Source organism: Paenibacillus sp. 10L310, from assembly GCF_056395745.1.
The window spans coordinates 61219-76522 of sequence record NZ_JBFTKC010000009.1; the positions used below are offsets into that span (position 1 = coordinate 61219).

Here is a 15304-nt window from a genome sequence, read left to right on the forward strand (position 1 = left end):
ATAGAAGTGATGATATTTTCTTGATAAAATTGTATTAAAAGGATAAAATGACGAGCATCAATGGTTTTATTTGAAGAATGGTATAGCTTATGAAAGGTGGTTTAGCAATGAAAATTCTCATCGTTGGCTATTTTAGCGAGACCTCAAAATCAAATATTGCAAGGTGTTTTCCGCAAGACTGGAACGTTGTAATTGTTCCGCCCGGAAAAGAAATGCTGCATCATATTGAAGATTGCCAAGTAATCATTCCTGAACATATTAAAGTGGATCACAGTCTGCTTTCTAACGCAAAAAAATTAAAATTGGTACAGACAGGTGCAGGATTTGATAATGTGGATGTCCCTGCCTGTACACAGCGCGGCATTTGGGTGGCCAATGCTGGAGGAGTGAATGCACAGGCAGTGGCCGAGCACGTCATGGCACTGATATTGTCTTATTATAAAAACATACCGTTTCTTGATACTTTCATGAAAAACAAGATGGATGAAAATCAATTGGACTATACAGGGAGTGAATTAAAGGGCAAAACGATTGGGATTATCGGTTTGGGTGCTATTGGAAAAAAAGCAGCTGCGTTTTCCAGGGTTTTTGACATGAATGTGCTGGCGTATGCGAGAAATGCCATTGTACAATCTGATGGTTTTGTGAAAATGACGGATTTCGATACTCTTGTAAGTACATCGGACATAGTCAGTGTACATGTACCCTTGAATGAGCAAACCAAACAACTGATCAACAAAGCGGCATTCAAAAAAATGAAAAACACCACTCTTTTTATCAATACAGCACGCGGCGGCATTGTCAACGAAAGAGACTTGATTGATGCATTAAAAAACGGGGATATTTCAGGCGCATGCCTGGATGTGTTTGAATCTGAACCGCTTCCGATTGACAGTGAGCTCCGGAGTCTGGGTAATGTGATACTTACTCCCCATACAGCGGGAATGCCTGATGGTCGGAAATTTCATAAAACAAGATATGATTTCTTTATAAAGAATATAAAACGTGTAGAAAATGGTGAAGAGCCTGAAAGCAAGCTCAATCAATTATGATGTTTTGGTGTAGGGGTACCTTTCCCCTGCCCGTTTTGCACAGCAATTTACCGCAAGATCCGTAGCGTAAGTGTCCACTTTCTTGACAGAGGTACATCATACAGATTGATTCGAACTGTCCCACTATTTATGATTTTGCTTAAGTTGGTATTCAAGTTCATGAAGTTTGATCTATTATTGCCAACGGTTAAATCGGTACCAAGTGTTAATATCTTTCCCTGCGTTAAGCGTTCCCTCACCTCTCGTAATGTTGAGCTGTTAATACTCGTTATCTGGTGTTTTGTAGTAAGCAACTAATTGTGACTGCTTGGATTGCCGTTTTTCCTGGTTGGTCATTTCCAGTTCCGTGTACATTAGATTGGACTTTGCGTCAAGGTAAATGGTGGTCAAGCGTTCACGGACTTAGGTCTGCATTTTTTCAATGCCTAATGATACAGAAAAAAACCTCAGCCGGGTTAACCGAGATGAGGTTCTTTTAACTTTCTAGCAGGTCTCTCACGTATGCTTTATTTAATAACTTCAACCTTTTTATCCCCTGCTGACTTCGCTACTTCTAACGTTGTTGTACCCTGAATAGCGACTATCACGCCAGTAGCCAGCATAGAAACGATTAAAGCTGCACTGAGTGCTGTGGACATTTTCTTCTTGACCATAATCATACCTCCTATATTTATTAAGTAATAAGTGGCTCAAGACGATGACGAGCCGTGGGTGACTAATCAATTACAATATTTCACTTTTTTATTGAGTAATTCACCTAATGATTGTAGTATAACGTACTGACAATGATTGTAAAACAATTTTTTCCATTTGGAGTCTCATCCCATCGTTCCCACCTTACAGCAGTTCAAAATGAAGTTGAGTCTCAGGTAACTTCGTATTTCCTTTCCACTGATTTGCACCGTATCCCAATTCCAGAACCGCAGCAATGCGCTCGTTACTTAGTACACCAAACATTTCAGTACGGCTCGGGTCGTACATCCAGTCATGCAAGGTACAGCGCACACCCAGACTTTGCTCATGAGCCAGCAAGCGGAAATTCTGAATTAGGCAGCAGACAGCTGCAAAGTCCTCTTCCCGCTTATATTGATCCGCCTCTTCCTTCACCAAGACCAGAAGATACGCAGGAGCCTGATTCTGTAATCCCTGCATGATGTCCCCATACGGGTTATCAGCAAAGATGAATCGCCACGGCTCTCGGAGGCCATCATTTGGCGCCCATACGGCATGATTGAGCAACTCAAGGATTAGATCCTGCGATACCGGTTGATCCAAAAACTCACTCGGACCGTCCATGTCTCCTTCCAAATCTGACAATTTCATTTTTACATCCTCCTCTTCTATGTAGACTGTCCTCGCAATACGGTCCACTTCTGCTCGGCTGGTGTTCTTTTCCGACTTCTTGGTGCTTTATCGTAATATCCTATATGAAGAATACCAACAAATCTTTCATCCTCACATAAGCCAATTCCATTGAAGAACCCTTCATGCTGAATCATGGACTCTGTATCCCACAACATTCCTAACCCTCGTTCCCAGCCCAACAGTTGGAAGCTCTGCATCACCCCGCAGGCAGCCGCATAATTACGGTCATTGGTCAGACGATTCGGTCCTACAGTCGACATAACAATGACGTGCGCAGGAATATCGGTAAATCTCTTTTTAAAAACATCCAGAAGTTTCCCTGGAATCAGCTTGCCGAGCTTGCTTTGTGACATCTGTTCCAGCATGCAGTCCACCAACCGTTTGCGTGCTTCTGGAGTTCCGGCATAAACTACACGCCATGAGCCAGACTCAACAAATGGTTGAAGCCTTGTAGCCTTACGCAGTAATTCTACAATTAACTCCTGGTCCACCGGCGTAGAGTTACATTTACGAATACTCCTGCGCTCCCTGATCAATTCCGCCAGACTCATATGCTTCACTCTCCTTTGTTCTATCTGGATTCAATATTTATACTGCTGTCTTGAAGAAATTGATGGATTACTTTTAGCTCCGTTTCCGAATATTTGTCGAGAGTACGATAGAAGCGCTCAGCCTCATGTATATGAAGACGTTCATGCAGTTCAAAGATTTTTTTGCCTTGCGATGATAACCGAAAATAGCTCTCCTTTTTGTTGTCGTTCATTTTCGTACGTTTGACGAATCCTTCCTCTAACAGTTTGTTTCCAATTTTGGTGATACTTGCTTTGGACAAATTCATCGCCTCAGCAATACCCGTGTTGTTAATGGGCTCATTTTTGCCTATGCAATCTATCATATGAACCGCGGTCAAATGCTGAGGGATTTTCTCGATGCTTTCTCGCTGGGCGATACTTAGGAAATGCTCGATTTCTGTATCCTTGTGGTTCTCATACACATGTAAAAAACGGATAAATTGGTCATAAAGCAACTGTTTTGTTCTATCTTTTGAGATCATTCTTTGATCGCTCCTTATTTACTTGTAAACAAAAATATTCTTTAAAAAATAGAGTTATTCTAAATAAATTCTTATATTTAGTTTACTGGTTAACAATATATCATGAATGATAATGCTTATCAACTATATTCTCTGACATTACAACATTACTCTATAATCCAGGACAGAGACCTGCCTTGAACGGATTATCTTTTAATCTGCTCGTTAGTTAAACAAAAGCAGCCGATCACGCTGATCGGCTGCTTTCTTGCTTTCTTAAACTTGGGTTATTGGACTCAGTATCGTTCTCTCTACTTAAATTATATCGTTATTTATTATTTTTTTATAGACTGTTTTTTTTGAAATTCCTACACTATACTGCTAAATACAAAACTAAAAAAAGAGGTGGATCCGTATGGATGACAAAAAAGTGATCATAGACCAAGGTCCTTTTTTTCATGGTACAAAAGCAGGACTGCAAATTGGTGATTTATTAGAACCACAATTTTTATCAAATTACCAAGAAAAAAATTCTAACCATATATACTTTACTGCAACATTAAATGCTGCCAAATGGGGTGCTGAATTGGCACGATCTAATGCAAAAGAAAGAATCTACATTGTAGAACCATTAGGAGATTTTGAAAGTGATCCTAACGTAACTGATAAAAAGTTTCCTGGAAATCCAACACGTTCATATCGATCTAAATCGCCACTTAAAATAATAGCTGAATTAGCTTCATGGGAAAGACACTCTGAAGAAGAGATTAATCACATGATTACATCTTTGAGAAAACTAAGTGAAGAAGGAAAAAATATAATATATGATTGATCCCTCTCGTTTCGTTAAAAAAAAGCCGCTATAATAGCGACTTGAATTGAACAATGTCCCTTCCCACGACACTTCTTTATTTCTTTATTGGAATATCTATGAGATACGCCATCATGGAATAAACTTTATTATTTTACTAATATCCATTTTTGTCGATCAAGTGATGGATTCAGTTCACTTAGGAAAAGTTCGGTCCCATCTTCCGATACTTCTAATGCTTTTTGATGATGAGATGAAGTAATATGAACTGATCCGTCTTTGTTCTCGTGAAGGAGCCAACGCTGGTTGTTGTACCCTAAGTAATGATATAGCTGAAGTTTGTTTTGCCCTATATCCAGATCAAGCGTCTGCCCGGTCGTAGTACGAATTGAATACGAACCTGCTTCGTCGCCTGTCGGAACAAATACCCACTTCTGGACGGAAGCTGCACTTGCATCCTGCAAGGTAACCGGCTCCCCGTTGACAAGGTTAACTGTATAAATGGATTTCTGCGTTGCGGCATTTACAAGGCTGGACTTGGTGAGGTTTGCAGCTTCACCATTGCTGACATTGACGTTCTGATAAGATGCGGAGCCGCCAAATACATTCAGTCCAAAGTGGCCTTCTGCAAAAGTACCATCCATGATATCTATCACTTTTTGACTGTTTACGTGAACTACAATATGCGGACCATTCGCTTCTATTTTCACCTTATACGTTTGACCTGGCTGAATGAAAGTTGGTACTTTTGCAAGAACCTGACGTTCTTCAAATCCTCCATTGATTTTATAGAACAAACGAATGGCCTTCATGTTAGGGTCTAGATTCAGATAATAACCACTGCGACCATCTTCGCTAGCCCTGAACAAAATAGAACCTGCCCCTCCTGTTTCACCGAGCTTCATGTCTGCTTCATACGTAAAGTTCCCAGCCTTCTCTTTGGCAATATAATTCGCATCGCTAAAATATTTACCACGAATCCCATGTTCACTAACTAACCATGAAGCAGCAGACAGATCTTTAGTCCATCCACTCAGGTTTGTCCGGAACTCGCCACCTGAGACTTTAATGAGCACACTACTGGAAGTTTTACCATTCGGAGTAGATACAGTGACTGTGGACTCCCCTTCTTTTTTTGCCTTAATAACTGCATGTGAATTGTCTACCAAGTCTATGGCTATTACGTCGTTATTACTGGAATTCCACTTCAGCGGTTGAACGCCTAGACCTGGGCCATACTCGACCATCGCTTGCAGTGTATCCGACTCGCCTACCCCCAGTTCCCGAACCCTTGTATCCATCTTTATTTGAGCTTTTGAAGGAATGTCCTCATTCCAGACAGATTGAAGTTGATGCACTTTCAAGGAAACAACGTTCACAATCCCACCTTTCACGTAAAAACTCATCGCTCTACTAGCAGGATCCGGAAATATTACATCTGAAAAGACGACTTTGCCGTCGTTACCAAAGGCTTCAACAGAAGACTCATCCACAAGAATACGCATCTTGATCCGGTTATTCTCCATTTGCGCAGGCGCTTCATGTTTCTTACTGAAAAGATTAGAAAAATCCGTTTCACCGGATGCAGTTCGGTCCACAAACATACGACTATCGCTTGCCTTATAACCCACGACCGTCTTCTGATTTGCACCCTCACGAATGTTAAAGCCAAACTCGGTCACTGTGCTGGTTTCAGGGATTTCAATTTCAGCTTCAATTTCGTAAGCACCTGAAATAATACCTTTTAGCAGATTCCCGGAAGAAGGACTCACCGACTTGTTAGAAGCAGAGTACAAAGGTTTACGCAGTGATTCCAATTCTTTGATTGGACTTTGCGCCATCCGAATTCCATCTTTGGTCGTTACCAATGATACTTCTCTCGGAATGGTTAGTTCACCTTTCCAATTGGACGTTGGGAAAGCGAACGGATAGTCCCAATTCGTCATCCACGCCATCATCACTGTGCGATTATCAGGCATATTAGCAAAAGACATCGAAGCGTAAAATTCTTTACCAAAATCTGTTCTTAGCACCTTACCCGCGGGATTATCGTTCACGAATTTACCATCAGCTGTTAAATGACCGATAAAATACTCGGCATCTGATCCGCCTGTTTTGGGATTCGCTCCTGTACTGATCATCATAACCCACTTCTTCTGTGACGTTCCGTCTACCGGAAGTTGGAACAAATCAGGGCATTCCCATACGCCTCCGCGTACGTAATCCCCATATCCCCAATTATCTGTCAATGTCCAGTCAAGTAAATTCGCTGACGTATAGAAACGAATATGATCTCCTCCGGACACAACCATAACCCAGCGGTTATTCTCATTATCACGGATCACTTTCGGATCGCGGAAATCCCAATTCCCAGCTTCATTTCCGCTCTTACCCGGGTTCTCGATCACAATCGGGCGTTCCTTCGAATACTCCCAAGTACGACCTTGGTCTTTACTGTATGCCAGACCTATACGCTGGTTCCCATTCGGGCTATCTGGGTTAAAGGAAGTATAATATGCAATAAGGCCTTTGCCTCCTGAATCTCCGAATAAACCAGATGCATTTGTTATATCCGCAATAGCCGACCCAGACCAGACATGTCCGTGATCATTCCAGGGAAGTGCAATCGGAAGCCGTTTCCAGTTCAGCATATCTTTACTTACCGCATGCGCCCATGTTCCTCCATCCTGATGGAAGAGATGATATTCTCCTTCAAAGTAGACAAGTCCATTTGGATCACTCGCTGAACCACGTATTGGCGTGTAATGATATTGTGGACGATATATCTCATTGTAATATTGGCTCAGTTCCGTCACATAAGTATCCTGAAAGTAAGCCGTCCCCTTTTTTACGACGATTCCGGTACTTCCACTCCTGTAGGTTGAATCTTTCACGTCAATCGCGGCCGTAGTGTATCCGTCCAGGAAGACCTGAATTCGATCTCCCTTTGCCTTGATTTCCACATGATGTTTGGCTCCCATCTGACTCGGATAAGTACGTTGCGAACTTGCAATTACGGTTCCTTTTGTATTCGTCAAACTTACACGGACCTGATCTCCTTCCTTCGTAAGAGTAGCTTCATATCCTTCAGCTCCATCGGTTGAAGATCGAAATGCGAGAGCTGCAATAGAATCAGGACGAAGGGTAATGTTCCCTTCATAAACCATATCAGTCGCCTCTTTGTTATAGATTTGCTGTGCTATGCTCCCCTGTTCTACCGTCCCTCTTTTGCCGTTGATATCAGGCTGCCATTTTCCCTTGTTAGAAATCACCGTCCCCAAATTACCTTTCAGATCGCTCACCACGATGTTCGAAAACAAGGCGGATCCATCCCATACATGGAGTCCAAGCTGTCCGCTTTGATACGAAATGTCCTGAACATCAATTAATGGTTTATATTGATTGCCCCAATATACTTTTAGCGAGGAACCCACTGCCTTCACTTTGAGATGATAGATTTGCCCCATTTCAACAGAAACTTTACGCTCCTCCTTTAATTTCCCATCTCCATTTTTTGCATCTCTTAACCGAATCAGACCTGCTTCCGGAACGATTTGCAGCATGTACGAGCTAAATCCATCCTCATTAGATCGAAACAACAATGTTGCATCCGCCTTCGTATCCCTGATCATGACATCAGCTTCATAGATAAAATCATCGGACACTGTCTCTGAGATGGCCATTACATTTTCTTTAGGCTGTGAAGTCAGCAAGATTCCTTCTGAAGTATCCTCTAATCCACCTTTTCCTTTCACTTGCCAGCCTATCAGATTGGTATTTGATTTGGATGCGCTTTCAAAAATATCAAGCTCCTCCTTTGCCTGTTTATTTGTTTCCTGATCAGCAAGTACAGCACTAGCCGCAAATGATTTAGATGTAAAAATCCCGTTTGAAGTCAGAGTTAATCCCGTTGCCATCAGAAGACATATTGCAAATTTAGATTTATCTTTCATTCCATACCCTCTTTTCTATTGGATTGTGAAGTTGGTTCAAATTTAATTGGTTTTGGACAACCAGTTCAGTTTGGTTGCCCAAAACCGCGCAGTGACCATTAAGGGGAATCAAGCCATTACTAAATTCTAAACACTCTGATTCTCCCAAATGCTTACGAGATCATTGATTTGAAGCGACACGACCTTTAGTTCTCCGCCAATGGCATAGAGTTCCAGCCCTCTACTTCCCAAGTCGGGGAAAATCGTGTCTGAAATGATAGTTGTTCCATTGTTGCCAAAGATCTCTACACTTGACCAATCAACATAGATGCTCAACTGTATCCGTCTATGCTCTGGCTTCATAGGGGCCTTGTGTTTTGTAGCAAAATCGGGATGGAAATCAACAGCGTTTGACTTCGTTCGATCGACAAACAACTCCTCATTCAAGACATTATATCCGATGACTGTCTCCTGGTTGGAAGAGGAAGACTTTCGCACCTTGAACCCAAATTCTATTGGATTACCGATTTCGAATTCCGCAATAATTTCCATCTTTGTAGCAGAAACATCAGACAAAACGTTCATATCTGGTTTAATCGTAATGTCTTGTAGAGACAGAATTGATCTTCTAAGTTGATTTAACTCACTTATGGGTGCTTGAATTAAGCGAAGTCCTTCCGAATACGTCCTGAGCTGAATCTCTCGTGGGATGGACATATGGCCACGCCATTCTTTAGAAGGAAGAGTGGAAGCATAACGCCAATTATTCATCCAGCCGACCCAAATCTTTCGCCCATCCTCATTCGGTATACCATCCCAGGTCACGGCCGCGTAAAAGTCAGATCCGTAATCTATCCATTGGATTGTATCGAATGATTCCAATGTTTCATCTAGTGTAAAAACCTTACCATCAAAGTGACCTATAAAATACATCATGCCAGAACCGCCTGCGGGTGGTTCTGAATCGTTTGGATTTACGCCATTTCTATCTCCGACACTTAGTGTCAGAATCCATTTAGTGGTATTAGGGTCCTCATCCACTTGGAGTTTAAAAACATCAGGACATTCAAATATTCCACGATGGATGCCCGGAATATCAGAACCGAAACCGCTTGCAAAAGACCAATCCTTAAGATTCGAAGATGTGTAAAATTCTACACGGTCGCTAACAGCAAGAACCATTACCCAGTTTGAAGATTCTTCATGCCAGAATACCTTTGGGTCTCGAAAGTCTAGCGTCTCCGTGGGGAATAAAACAGGGTTACCTTCATATTTTGTCCAGGTTCGACCTTTGTCCTTACTGTAAGCGATGCTTTGAACCTGCGGTTTACCGGGTTGAGCGCTGTTATCGTTATTAGTATAAATTGCAACCAATCCTGATCCTGCTTCGTTGAAGAATCCGCTTGTATTGTTCTTATCGACTACCGCGCTTCCCGAAAAGATCGCTCCATCTTCCCCAGGTGAGATGGCTGGTGGAAGTTCATCCCAATGTACTAAATCATTACTTACTGCATGCCCCCAATGCATTCTGCCGAAGTCAGGCTGCGTATCATGGGGAGTATATTGGTAGAAAAGGTGATATTCTCCTTCGTAATAAACCATTCCGTTAGGATCGTTAATCCAATTTTCCTTAGGGGAATAATGTATTTGGGGTCGGTATTCATTTTTATAAATAAAGTTTTCTGGATCTTCGCTGATACTATTTTCACCTGATAAATGTACTTTTTTAATTTTATTCACGCTCCCTTAAGGCTATTTAAAATCTAAAAAAAAGTAATTTGCATTCCTTATTAACAAAATAAGCCACTCGTTTTCATTTGTCAAAGTATTTTTGTTTAAATGAACATTTTTTTTTTATGTATATATCTATTTTAGTTTACATTTGCACAATTTATGATTAATTATAGAAAAAATTAATTTTTAGTTAAGTTGATCTAATCATTTTTTTAATGCTTTAAACCTAATGGTTTACAAATGTAAAAAAAGGTTGTATCTAAACTTCTCTTTACTTGTTCAGCAAAATATCGTTAGTATTAAACCTAATATTACCGATAAAACAAAAAAAGCCGCTAAAATAGCGACTTCAATAGGAATATGCTCTTGTCTCTTAACATGTTCTAAATAAATTAACGGCTCGCTTATGCTTTAACAACTTCAACCTTTTTATCCCCTGCTGACTTCGCTACCTCTAACGTTGTGTTACCTTGGATAGTGACTATTAGGCCAGTAGCCAGCATAGAAACGATTAAAGCTGCGCTGAGGGCAGTGGAAATTTTTTTCTTAACCATAATCATACCTCCGATATCTATTAAGTGGTAATATGCGGCTCAAGATTATGACGAGCCGAGTGTGACTGGTATTACAATATTTCACTTTTTTGTTGGTTATCTACCTGGTGATTGTATTATAACGTACTGACAATGATTGTAAAAGGGTTTTTTCCTTGTGTTCAAATACAATAAAGTATGATTGTTTTCTCAGAATTTTTTTCAAAACTAAAAAATTTGGCGGTCATTCTCCTTGATGTGAAGTATCCACATATTCAATAAACCTTTTCGCTGCTGGGGAAATATTATGATCATCTCTCCACTTTAATCCTATTTCCCAGTACCATCCTTCATCAGTGATAGGGATCCAGACCAATTCATCTAACATCAACCCCAACGTCTTAGGCAGTACTGAAACACCTAGACCTGACTTTATAAAACCGGCTACAGTGATCAGGTCCTCCGCTTCATAAGCCGAAGCAAGAAAAAATCCGGTATGTCGGAACCGGGATATGATCGTTGCTTTTAATCCACAGTTGTTTTTCAATCCAATAAATGGCTCGCCAGACAGCTCTGTCAAACTAAGAGCGCTACAATCTGCATAACGATGTTGGGAGGGAACAACAATGTATAAAGGAACATTTTTAATCGTCTTCCAGTGATGATTATTCAAAGTAGATTCCCTCGATGTAATCATAATATCCGAGAATCCTTGCTCCAGATGTTCATCAATATCTCCTAAGTTCCCTTGTGTCAATTCGAACCGAACTTTGGGATACTTCAATTGATAACTCCGAATTAGGCTAGGGATCAATTCAACACCGAGAATATTTAGATAAGACAACGTAATCACACCAGTATCCGGGTTGGACCACTCTTCGATTTCCTTTAGACCATTTTCAATATTATGTAGGGCCCTACCAATCCATTTAGAGAACATAGTACCGTTGCGGTTCAGCTTAATATTTCGTCCATTTCTCTCAAATAAAGGAGCTCCTATCTCGTTTTCAAGCTTGGCAATTGCATGACTTAACGCCGGCTGAGTAATACCGAGTTTTTTGGAGGCTAAGGTCATATGTTCAAGCTGTGCAACGGTCATAAAGTATTCCAATTGTGTAAGTTCCATTAAAACACCCCTCCATATATTAATAATATTCATCATTTCTATTATTATAATAAATTGGACGTTATGAAAGTAGCAAGTGTAGTATTAGTTCTAGCTCCTCTCGAACAACACATTAAGGTTTAGAGACAGAGCAATTTCAAATTAATCATTGAATACCATCACTAGGAGGAATAGTTATGCATAAAGAGTTTGAGTTCTCTGTATCAGAATTTAAAGGTAAAAGGGTGCTTGTAACCGGAGGAACAAAGGGAATGGGGCAAGCAGTTGTAAAAAGACTTGCAAACGGCGGAGCTACAGTCCTTACTACTGCCCGTTCCCTATCTGCTGACTTGCCAAATTCGGTCAAATTTGTTCAAGCAGATGTCGCCACAACTGAAGGTGTAGAGCAAATAATTTCAGCAGTAAAAGAACAACTTGGAGGTATCGATATTATTGTCCATTGCGTAGGTGGATCAACGACACCACCAGGAGGCGCACTTGTATTGAGTGATGAGGATTGGCTTCATACATTAAATTGGAATTTACTCGCAGCAGTTCGAATTGATCGTGGCTTAATTCCACTTATGTTAGAAAATAATTCAGGAGTTATTCTTCATTTCACTTCCATCCAGAGACGTTTGCCTTTATATGAAACTACACTGGCTTATGCATCTGCCAAAGCCGCGCTGACTAATTATAGCAAGGGATTATCGAATGAATTTTCCCCTCAAGGAATTCGCATCAATACATTGTCTCCCGGATTTATTCAGACAGAAGCGTCTGACGCATTAATTGATCGGATCGCAACGGAAACCGGAAGTCGAGAAAGTGCGCTCGAACAACTTATGACTTCACTCGGAGGTATTCCAATTGGTCGGCCAGGATTTCCTGAAGAAGTCGCTGAGCTGGTCGCATTTCTGGTCTCAGACCGAGCAGCATCGATTACAGGTAGTGAATATGTCATAGATGGGGGAACGATCCCTACCGTCTAAAAACTAATTAATAAAGGGTGAGAACAATATGGATCTCAATCATTTACCGTCTGTAATCGCCAAATACATTACTGCATCTAACAAGCCAGACCCGATAGCATTTGTAGATTGTTTCTCAGAAAATGCCGTCGTGTTGGATGAAGGAAAAAAGCGAAATGGCAAACAGGCGATTCGGGAATGGAGTGATCAAAACCATTTCGCGGCGAATGTAACGTTAAAGCCAACATTAGCAAAAAAAATAGGTGATGAAATTGTGCTAACATGCGAGCTGGATGGTACCTACGACAAGACTGGTCTACCCGATCCACTATTATTGAATTATCATTTTGTTATTGTTGACGATAAAATCGTCAGACTTTCCATTTTTTAAAGATATCCAAATGTAAAAACAATGTTTGGTTCTTAAAATTAGATTCAGTAGTATCAGTCTAAAATTCGTTGGAATAATGCTTTAATTTCTCAGGGGATTTGCTATGATTTCCCTGAGAAATTATTTAATCAAAAGCAGATGATTACATTGTTTACAGTCCGTTTCCACGGGCTTATTACCAACTGGGATGTAAGGTCAATGATTCATATAATGTGCATATAGTTGCTCGAAGGTTGTAAAACGTTCGACTGTTCTGCCGACCTTATCATACTCTTCTAGATAATCATCCATCACTTCAAGGAGCTTCTCTTTCATAACTGGTAAATTATTTGCATCAAAGTACCGCATAAGATCATATTTCTTGGTGCCTTTCTCCATGGCCATTTCATCAAGATATCCATGTGCTCCAAAGGCCGAAAGAAAGACGTAGGAAGCATCGTTCGCTGTAACACCGTTCAAAATTTTATTACGGTAGTTGCACCACAATTCTTCATATGTTCCCCTCAGATTATCAAAGGTCGGAGCCGGTTTAACAATGAAGTTATCACACATCGTGCTATGTAACCTCGTAACGCTATTCAACATATTAAAAGATGTTATTCGAATATCTTCAATGGTATGAGCTTCGATGATTGACATGTATAAGGATTCGAGATCATCTGGAACATAGCGAAACGAGCGTATCTCTTCCAAATATCGCTTGATCCCTCGTTTGATACACGTGTTATTCATACTCACCAAGGCATTGACGAGATTGTACAGAACGCCAGCAGATGCATATCGCACTGAACCGATATCTTCACCAAGCATCGTATCGCTGTATGCTTGCTTAGCCAGATCAATCCATTTATTTGCTCGATTAAGACACACTTCTCCTATCGGATTCGCAAGTGCATCAAGAGCTTTTTGCTGGAAGTTGTTCAATTTCTCCAAATCCTCAGGCTTTGCATAGTAGAGTATTTTCAGGTCGGTTAGGCTCGATACGTTGGGACTCTCCAAGGTGGATTGCTCTTGTATTCTTGAATCCCATGGCGTGCAATAGATGTCATACCCAACATCGTCCAAGATGAAGCAGTCAGATATTTCCCATCCCTTTTCTGTATTATTAATGATAATTAAATCAAGATCGCTCTTCTCGTGAAAGTCCTCGGTGCTAAATGAACCAGTAAGCCCAATAATGGCGATATCATCTAGAAAATCTCTTTTTACGCGTTCAATCACCATGTTAATGAGCAGTTCATTTTTGTCCAGCAGCTTCTTTTTTATGATTTCGTTCATTCGTTACCCCTCTTTGTATGGTCCGGCCGTCCTTTATCACAACAACCTTAACTTGAGTCTATCGATTTAGAGGTGCGGTTACTATGTATAAGATGACTTAAGTCATCTTTGCACAAAATCCGCTAAACCGTCGATACGACGAGTTAGCGGATTTCATTAGTTCCTTGATTAGCTGCTCTCTACTTTACCAGTGAACTCAAGGCTCCAGCTTCCATGACATTTCCCAAAAATCAAGCTCAAAGCGACTGCACATCACGAAAATATCCTCCATCCGTTGGTACGTTTTCTCGCTACAATCTTCTAATAGCTTATCCGTTAACGTCACAAGGGATTGATTGTTGCTGTTGTATTCAGAGGAAGCATATCCTGTGATCCACTCTCCGTAAAAAGGATGCTCAGCTGCACCTGGCTTTTGGGCAAGGACTTGACCAATCTCTGCATAGCTCCATGAGCAGGCCAGAATGGATACAAGTACTTCTGCTATGCCACCCGCATGGGAAACAGAGAGCATATAGTTAGTATAGGCTGCATTTTTCAGGGCAGGTTTTACCTGGAAAACATGATCCTCTGTAATTCCTAATCGCTCCATATAAGAACGATGAATTTTCATTTCACCATTCAGGATGTTATCTACGTTTTCACTAAAAAACTGCATCAATTTGGGGTCGTGCGACTTGACGATACCAAGTGCAAATACGCGGGCATAATCGAACAGATACAAGTAGTCTTGCAGCAAATAATAACGAAATTGTTCGACCGTTAAGGAACCATCTCCGATTCCTCTAACAAAGGGATGCTCGAGACATTCCTTCCACACGGGCTGTGCTGCCTGATATAGTCTCTCTGAAATAGTCAACATGTGTTCTCCAATTCATAATGTACGTATGTAAAAACAAAAAAACGAAACATCCATAGGATGTTTCGCAGACAAATACACTAAAACAAGGGGGTTCGCATGAGCTTCCCAAGTACAGCGTTTCATCGTTGCATCCCTACGTTGGCATTATCCAAGTCAGGTAAGGTCGGTTTAACACCCTCTCAGCCGGTTAAGGCTCCCTCGCAAACGGTTGTATGTAGTTGATTACTTTCTTATCCACAT

14 protein-coding genes and 1 riboswitch are annotated in these 15304 nt (G+C 40.9%); of the genes, 4 read left to right on the forward strand and 10 right to left on the reverse strand.

Translation table 11 applies throughout. The features are described from left to right. Positions 1-107 precede the first annotated feature (107 nt). On the forward strand, positions 108-1052 hold the full coding sequence (locus AC1DE7_RS19255; RefSeq protein WP_477534980.1) for an NAD(P)-dependent oxidoreductase: 945 nt from the start codon (positions 108-110) through the stop codon (positions 1050-1052). 506 nt (positions 1053-1558) lie between these two features. Here the strand turns inward: AC1DE7_RS19255 and AC1DE7_RS19260 are convergent. The 4 genes from AC1DE7_RS19260 to AC1DE7_RS19275 all read right to left on the reverse strand — a co-directional run bounded on the left by AC1DE7_RS19260 (position 1559) and on the right by AC1DE7_RS19275 (position 3471). After that, entirely contained in the window at positions 1559-1705 is a 147-nt protein-coding gene (locus tag AC1DE7_RS19260) for a hypothetical protein (RefSeq protein WP_179087923.1), read from the reverse strand. 184 nt (positions 1706-1889) lie between these two features. Beyond that, positions 1890-2375 carry a nitroreductase family protein gene (locus tag AC1DE7_RS19265; protein ID WP_253508780.1) on the reverse strand — a complete coding sequence of 162 codons (486 nt, stop codon included), beginning with the start codon at positions 2373-2375 and terminating at the stop codon, positions 1890-1892. 17 nt (positions 2376-2392) lie between these two features. Continuing rightward, entirely contained in the window at positions 2393-2968 is a 576-nt protein-coding gene (locus AC1DE7_RS19270) for a nitroreductase family protein (protein ID WP_253508778.1), read from the reverse strand. A gap of 20 nt (positions 2969-2988) precedes the next feature. Next, positions 2989-3471 (reverse strand): MarR family transcriptional regulator, encoded by a 483-nt coding sequence (locus tag AC1DE7_RS19275; protein ID WP_253508776.1) that lies wholly within the window; start codon positions 3469-3471, stop codon positions 2989-2991. Positions 3472-3865: 394 nt separating this feature from the next. On the opposite strand from AC1DE7_RS19275, the gene arr reads away from it, so the two are divergent. Continuing rightward, positions 3866-4282 carry an NAD(+)--rifampin ADP-ribosyltransferase gene (arr, locus tag AC1DE7_RS19280; RefSeq protein WP_253508774.1) on the forward strand — a complete coding sequence of 139 codons (417 nt, stop codon included), beginning with the start codon at positions 3866-3868 and terminating at the stop codon, positions 4280-4282. Between the two features lie 128 nt (positions 4283-4410). On the opposite strand, the gene AC1DE7_RS19285 is transcribed toward arr, so the two are convergent. The 4 genes from AC1DE7_RS19285 to AC1DE7_RS19300 all read right to left on the reverse strand — a co-directional run bounded on the left by AC1DE7_RS19285 (position 4411) and on the right by AC1DE7_RS19300 (position 11586). Then, on the reverse strand, positions 4411-8214 hold the full coding sequence (locus tag AC1DE7_RS19285) for a GH32 C-terminal domain-containing protein (protein WP_477534981.1): 3804 nt from the start codon (positions 8212-8214) through the stop codon (positions 4411-4413). A 126-nt stretch (positions 8215-8340) separates the two neighbouring features. Then, on the reverse strand, positions 8341-9933 hold the full coding sequence (locus AC1DE7_RS19290) for a glycoside hydrolase family 32 protein (RefSeq protein WP_477534982.1): 1593 nt from the start codon (positions 9931-9933) through the stop codon (positions 8341-8343). A gap of 398 nt (positions 9934-10331) precedes the next feature. Continuing rightward, positions 10332-10481, reverse strand: coding sequence for a hypothetical protein (locus tag AC1DE7_RS19295; protein WP_164783315.1), 150 nt, complete (start codon positions 10479-10481; stop codon positions 10332-10334). A 223-nt stretch (positions 10482-10704) separates the two neighbouring features. Next, a complete protein-coding gene (locus tag AC1DE7_RS19300) occupies positions 10705-11586 on the reverse strand; it encodes a LysR family transcriptional regulator (RefSeq protein WP_339187046.1) in 882 nt (293 codons plus the stop codon). Positions 11587-11762: 176 nt separating this feature from the next. On the opposite strand from AC1DE7_RS19300, the gene AC1DE7_RS19305 reads away from it, so the two are divergent. Beyond that, entirely contained in the window at positions 11763-12557 is a 795-nt protein-coding gene (locus AC1DE7_RS19305; protein ID WP_047843184.1) for an SDR family oxidoreductase, read from the forward strand. A gap of 28 nt (positions 12558-12585) precedes the next feature. Next, entirely contained in the window at positions 12586-12927 is a 342-nt protein-coding gene (locus tag AC1DE7_RS19310) for a nuclear transport factor 2 family protein (RefSeq protein WP_047843183.1), read from the forward strand. A gap of 195 nt (positions 12928-13122) precedes the next feature. On the opposite strand, the gene AC1DE7_RS19315 is transcribed toward AC1DE7_RS19310, so the two are convergent. Continuing rightward, a complete protein-coding gene (locus AC1DE7_RS19315; protein ID WP_315372943.1) occupies positions 13123-14205 on the reverse strand; it encodes a nucleotidyltransferase domain-containing protein in 1083 nt (360 codons plus the stop codon). Between the two features lie 196 nt (positions 14206-14401). After that, positions 14402-15064, reverse strand: a complete 663-nt coding sequence (gene tenA / locus AC1DE7_RS19320; protein WP_477534983.1) for a thiaminase II — start codon at positions 15062-15064, stop codon at positions 14402-14404. Between the two features lie 112 nt (positions 15065-15176). Further along, a riboswitch (TPP riboswitch) is annotated at positions 15177-15274 on the reverse strand. Between the last annotated feature and the right edge of the window lie 30 nt (positions 15275-15304).

Bases quoted from the DNA above. Each gene is read 5' to 3' on its own strand.
- arr (WP_253508774.1), top strand. From the start codon at position 3,866: ATGGATGACAAAAAAGTGATCATAGACCAAGGTCCTTTTTTTCATGGT.
- AC1DE7_RS19310 (WP_047843183.1), top strand. From the start codon at position 12,586: ATGGATCTCAATCATTTACCGTCTGTAATCGCCAAATACATTACTGCA.
- AC1DE7_RS19305 (WP_047843184.1), top strand. From the start codon at position 11,763: ATGCATAAAGAGTTTGAGTTCTCTGTATCAGAATTTAAAGGTAAAAGG.
- AC1DE7_RS19295 (WP_164783315.1), bottom strand. From the start codon at position 10,481: ATGGTTAAGAAAAAAATTTCCACTGCCCTCAGCGCAGCTTTAATCGTT.
- AC1DE7_RS19265 (WP_253508780.1), bottom strand. From the start codon at position 2,375: ATGAAATTGTCAGATTTGGAAGGAGACATGGACGGTCCGAGTGAGTTT.
- AC1DE7_RS19270 (WP_253508778.1), bottom strand. From the start codon at position 2,968: ATGAGTCTGGCGGAATTGATCAGGGAGCGCAGGAGTATTCGTAAATGT.
- AC1DE7_RS19255 (WP_477534980.1), top strand. From the start codon at position 108: ATGAAAATTCTCATCGTTGGCTATTTTAGCGAGACCTCAAAATCAAAT.
- AC1DE7_RS19260 (WP_179087923.1), bottom strand. From the start codon at position 1,705: ATGGTCAAGAAGAAAATGTCCACAGCACTCAGTGCAGCTTTAATCGTT.
- AC1DE7_RS19275 (WP_253508776.1), bottom strand. From the start codon at position 3,471: ATGATCTCAAAAGATAGAACAAAACAGTTGCTTTATGACCAATTTATC.
- AC1DE7_RS19285 (WP_477534981.1), bottom strand. From the start codon at position 8,214: ATGAAAGATAAATCTAAATTTGCAATATGTCTTCTGATGGCAACGGGA.
- tenA (WP_477534983.1), bottom strand. From the start codon at position 15,064: ATGTTGACTATTTCAGAGAGACTATATCAGGCAGCACAGCCCGTGTGG.
- AC1DE7_RS19315 (WP_315372943.1), bottom strand. From the start codon at position 14,205: ATGAACGAAATCATAAAAAAGAAGCTGCTGGACAAAAATGAACTGCTC.
- AC1DE7_RS19300 (WP_339187046.1), bottom strand. From the start codon at position 11,586: ATGGAACTTACACAATTGGAATACTTTATGACCGTTGCACAGCTTGAA.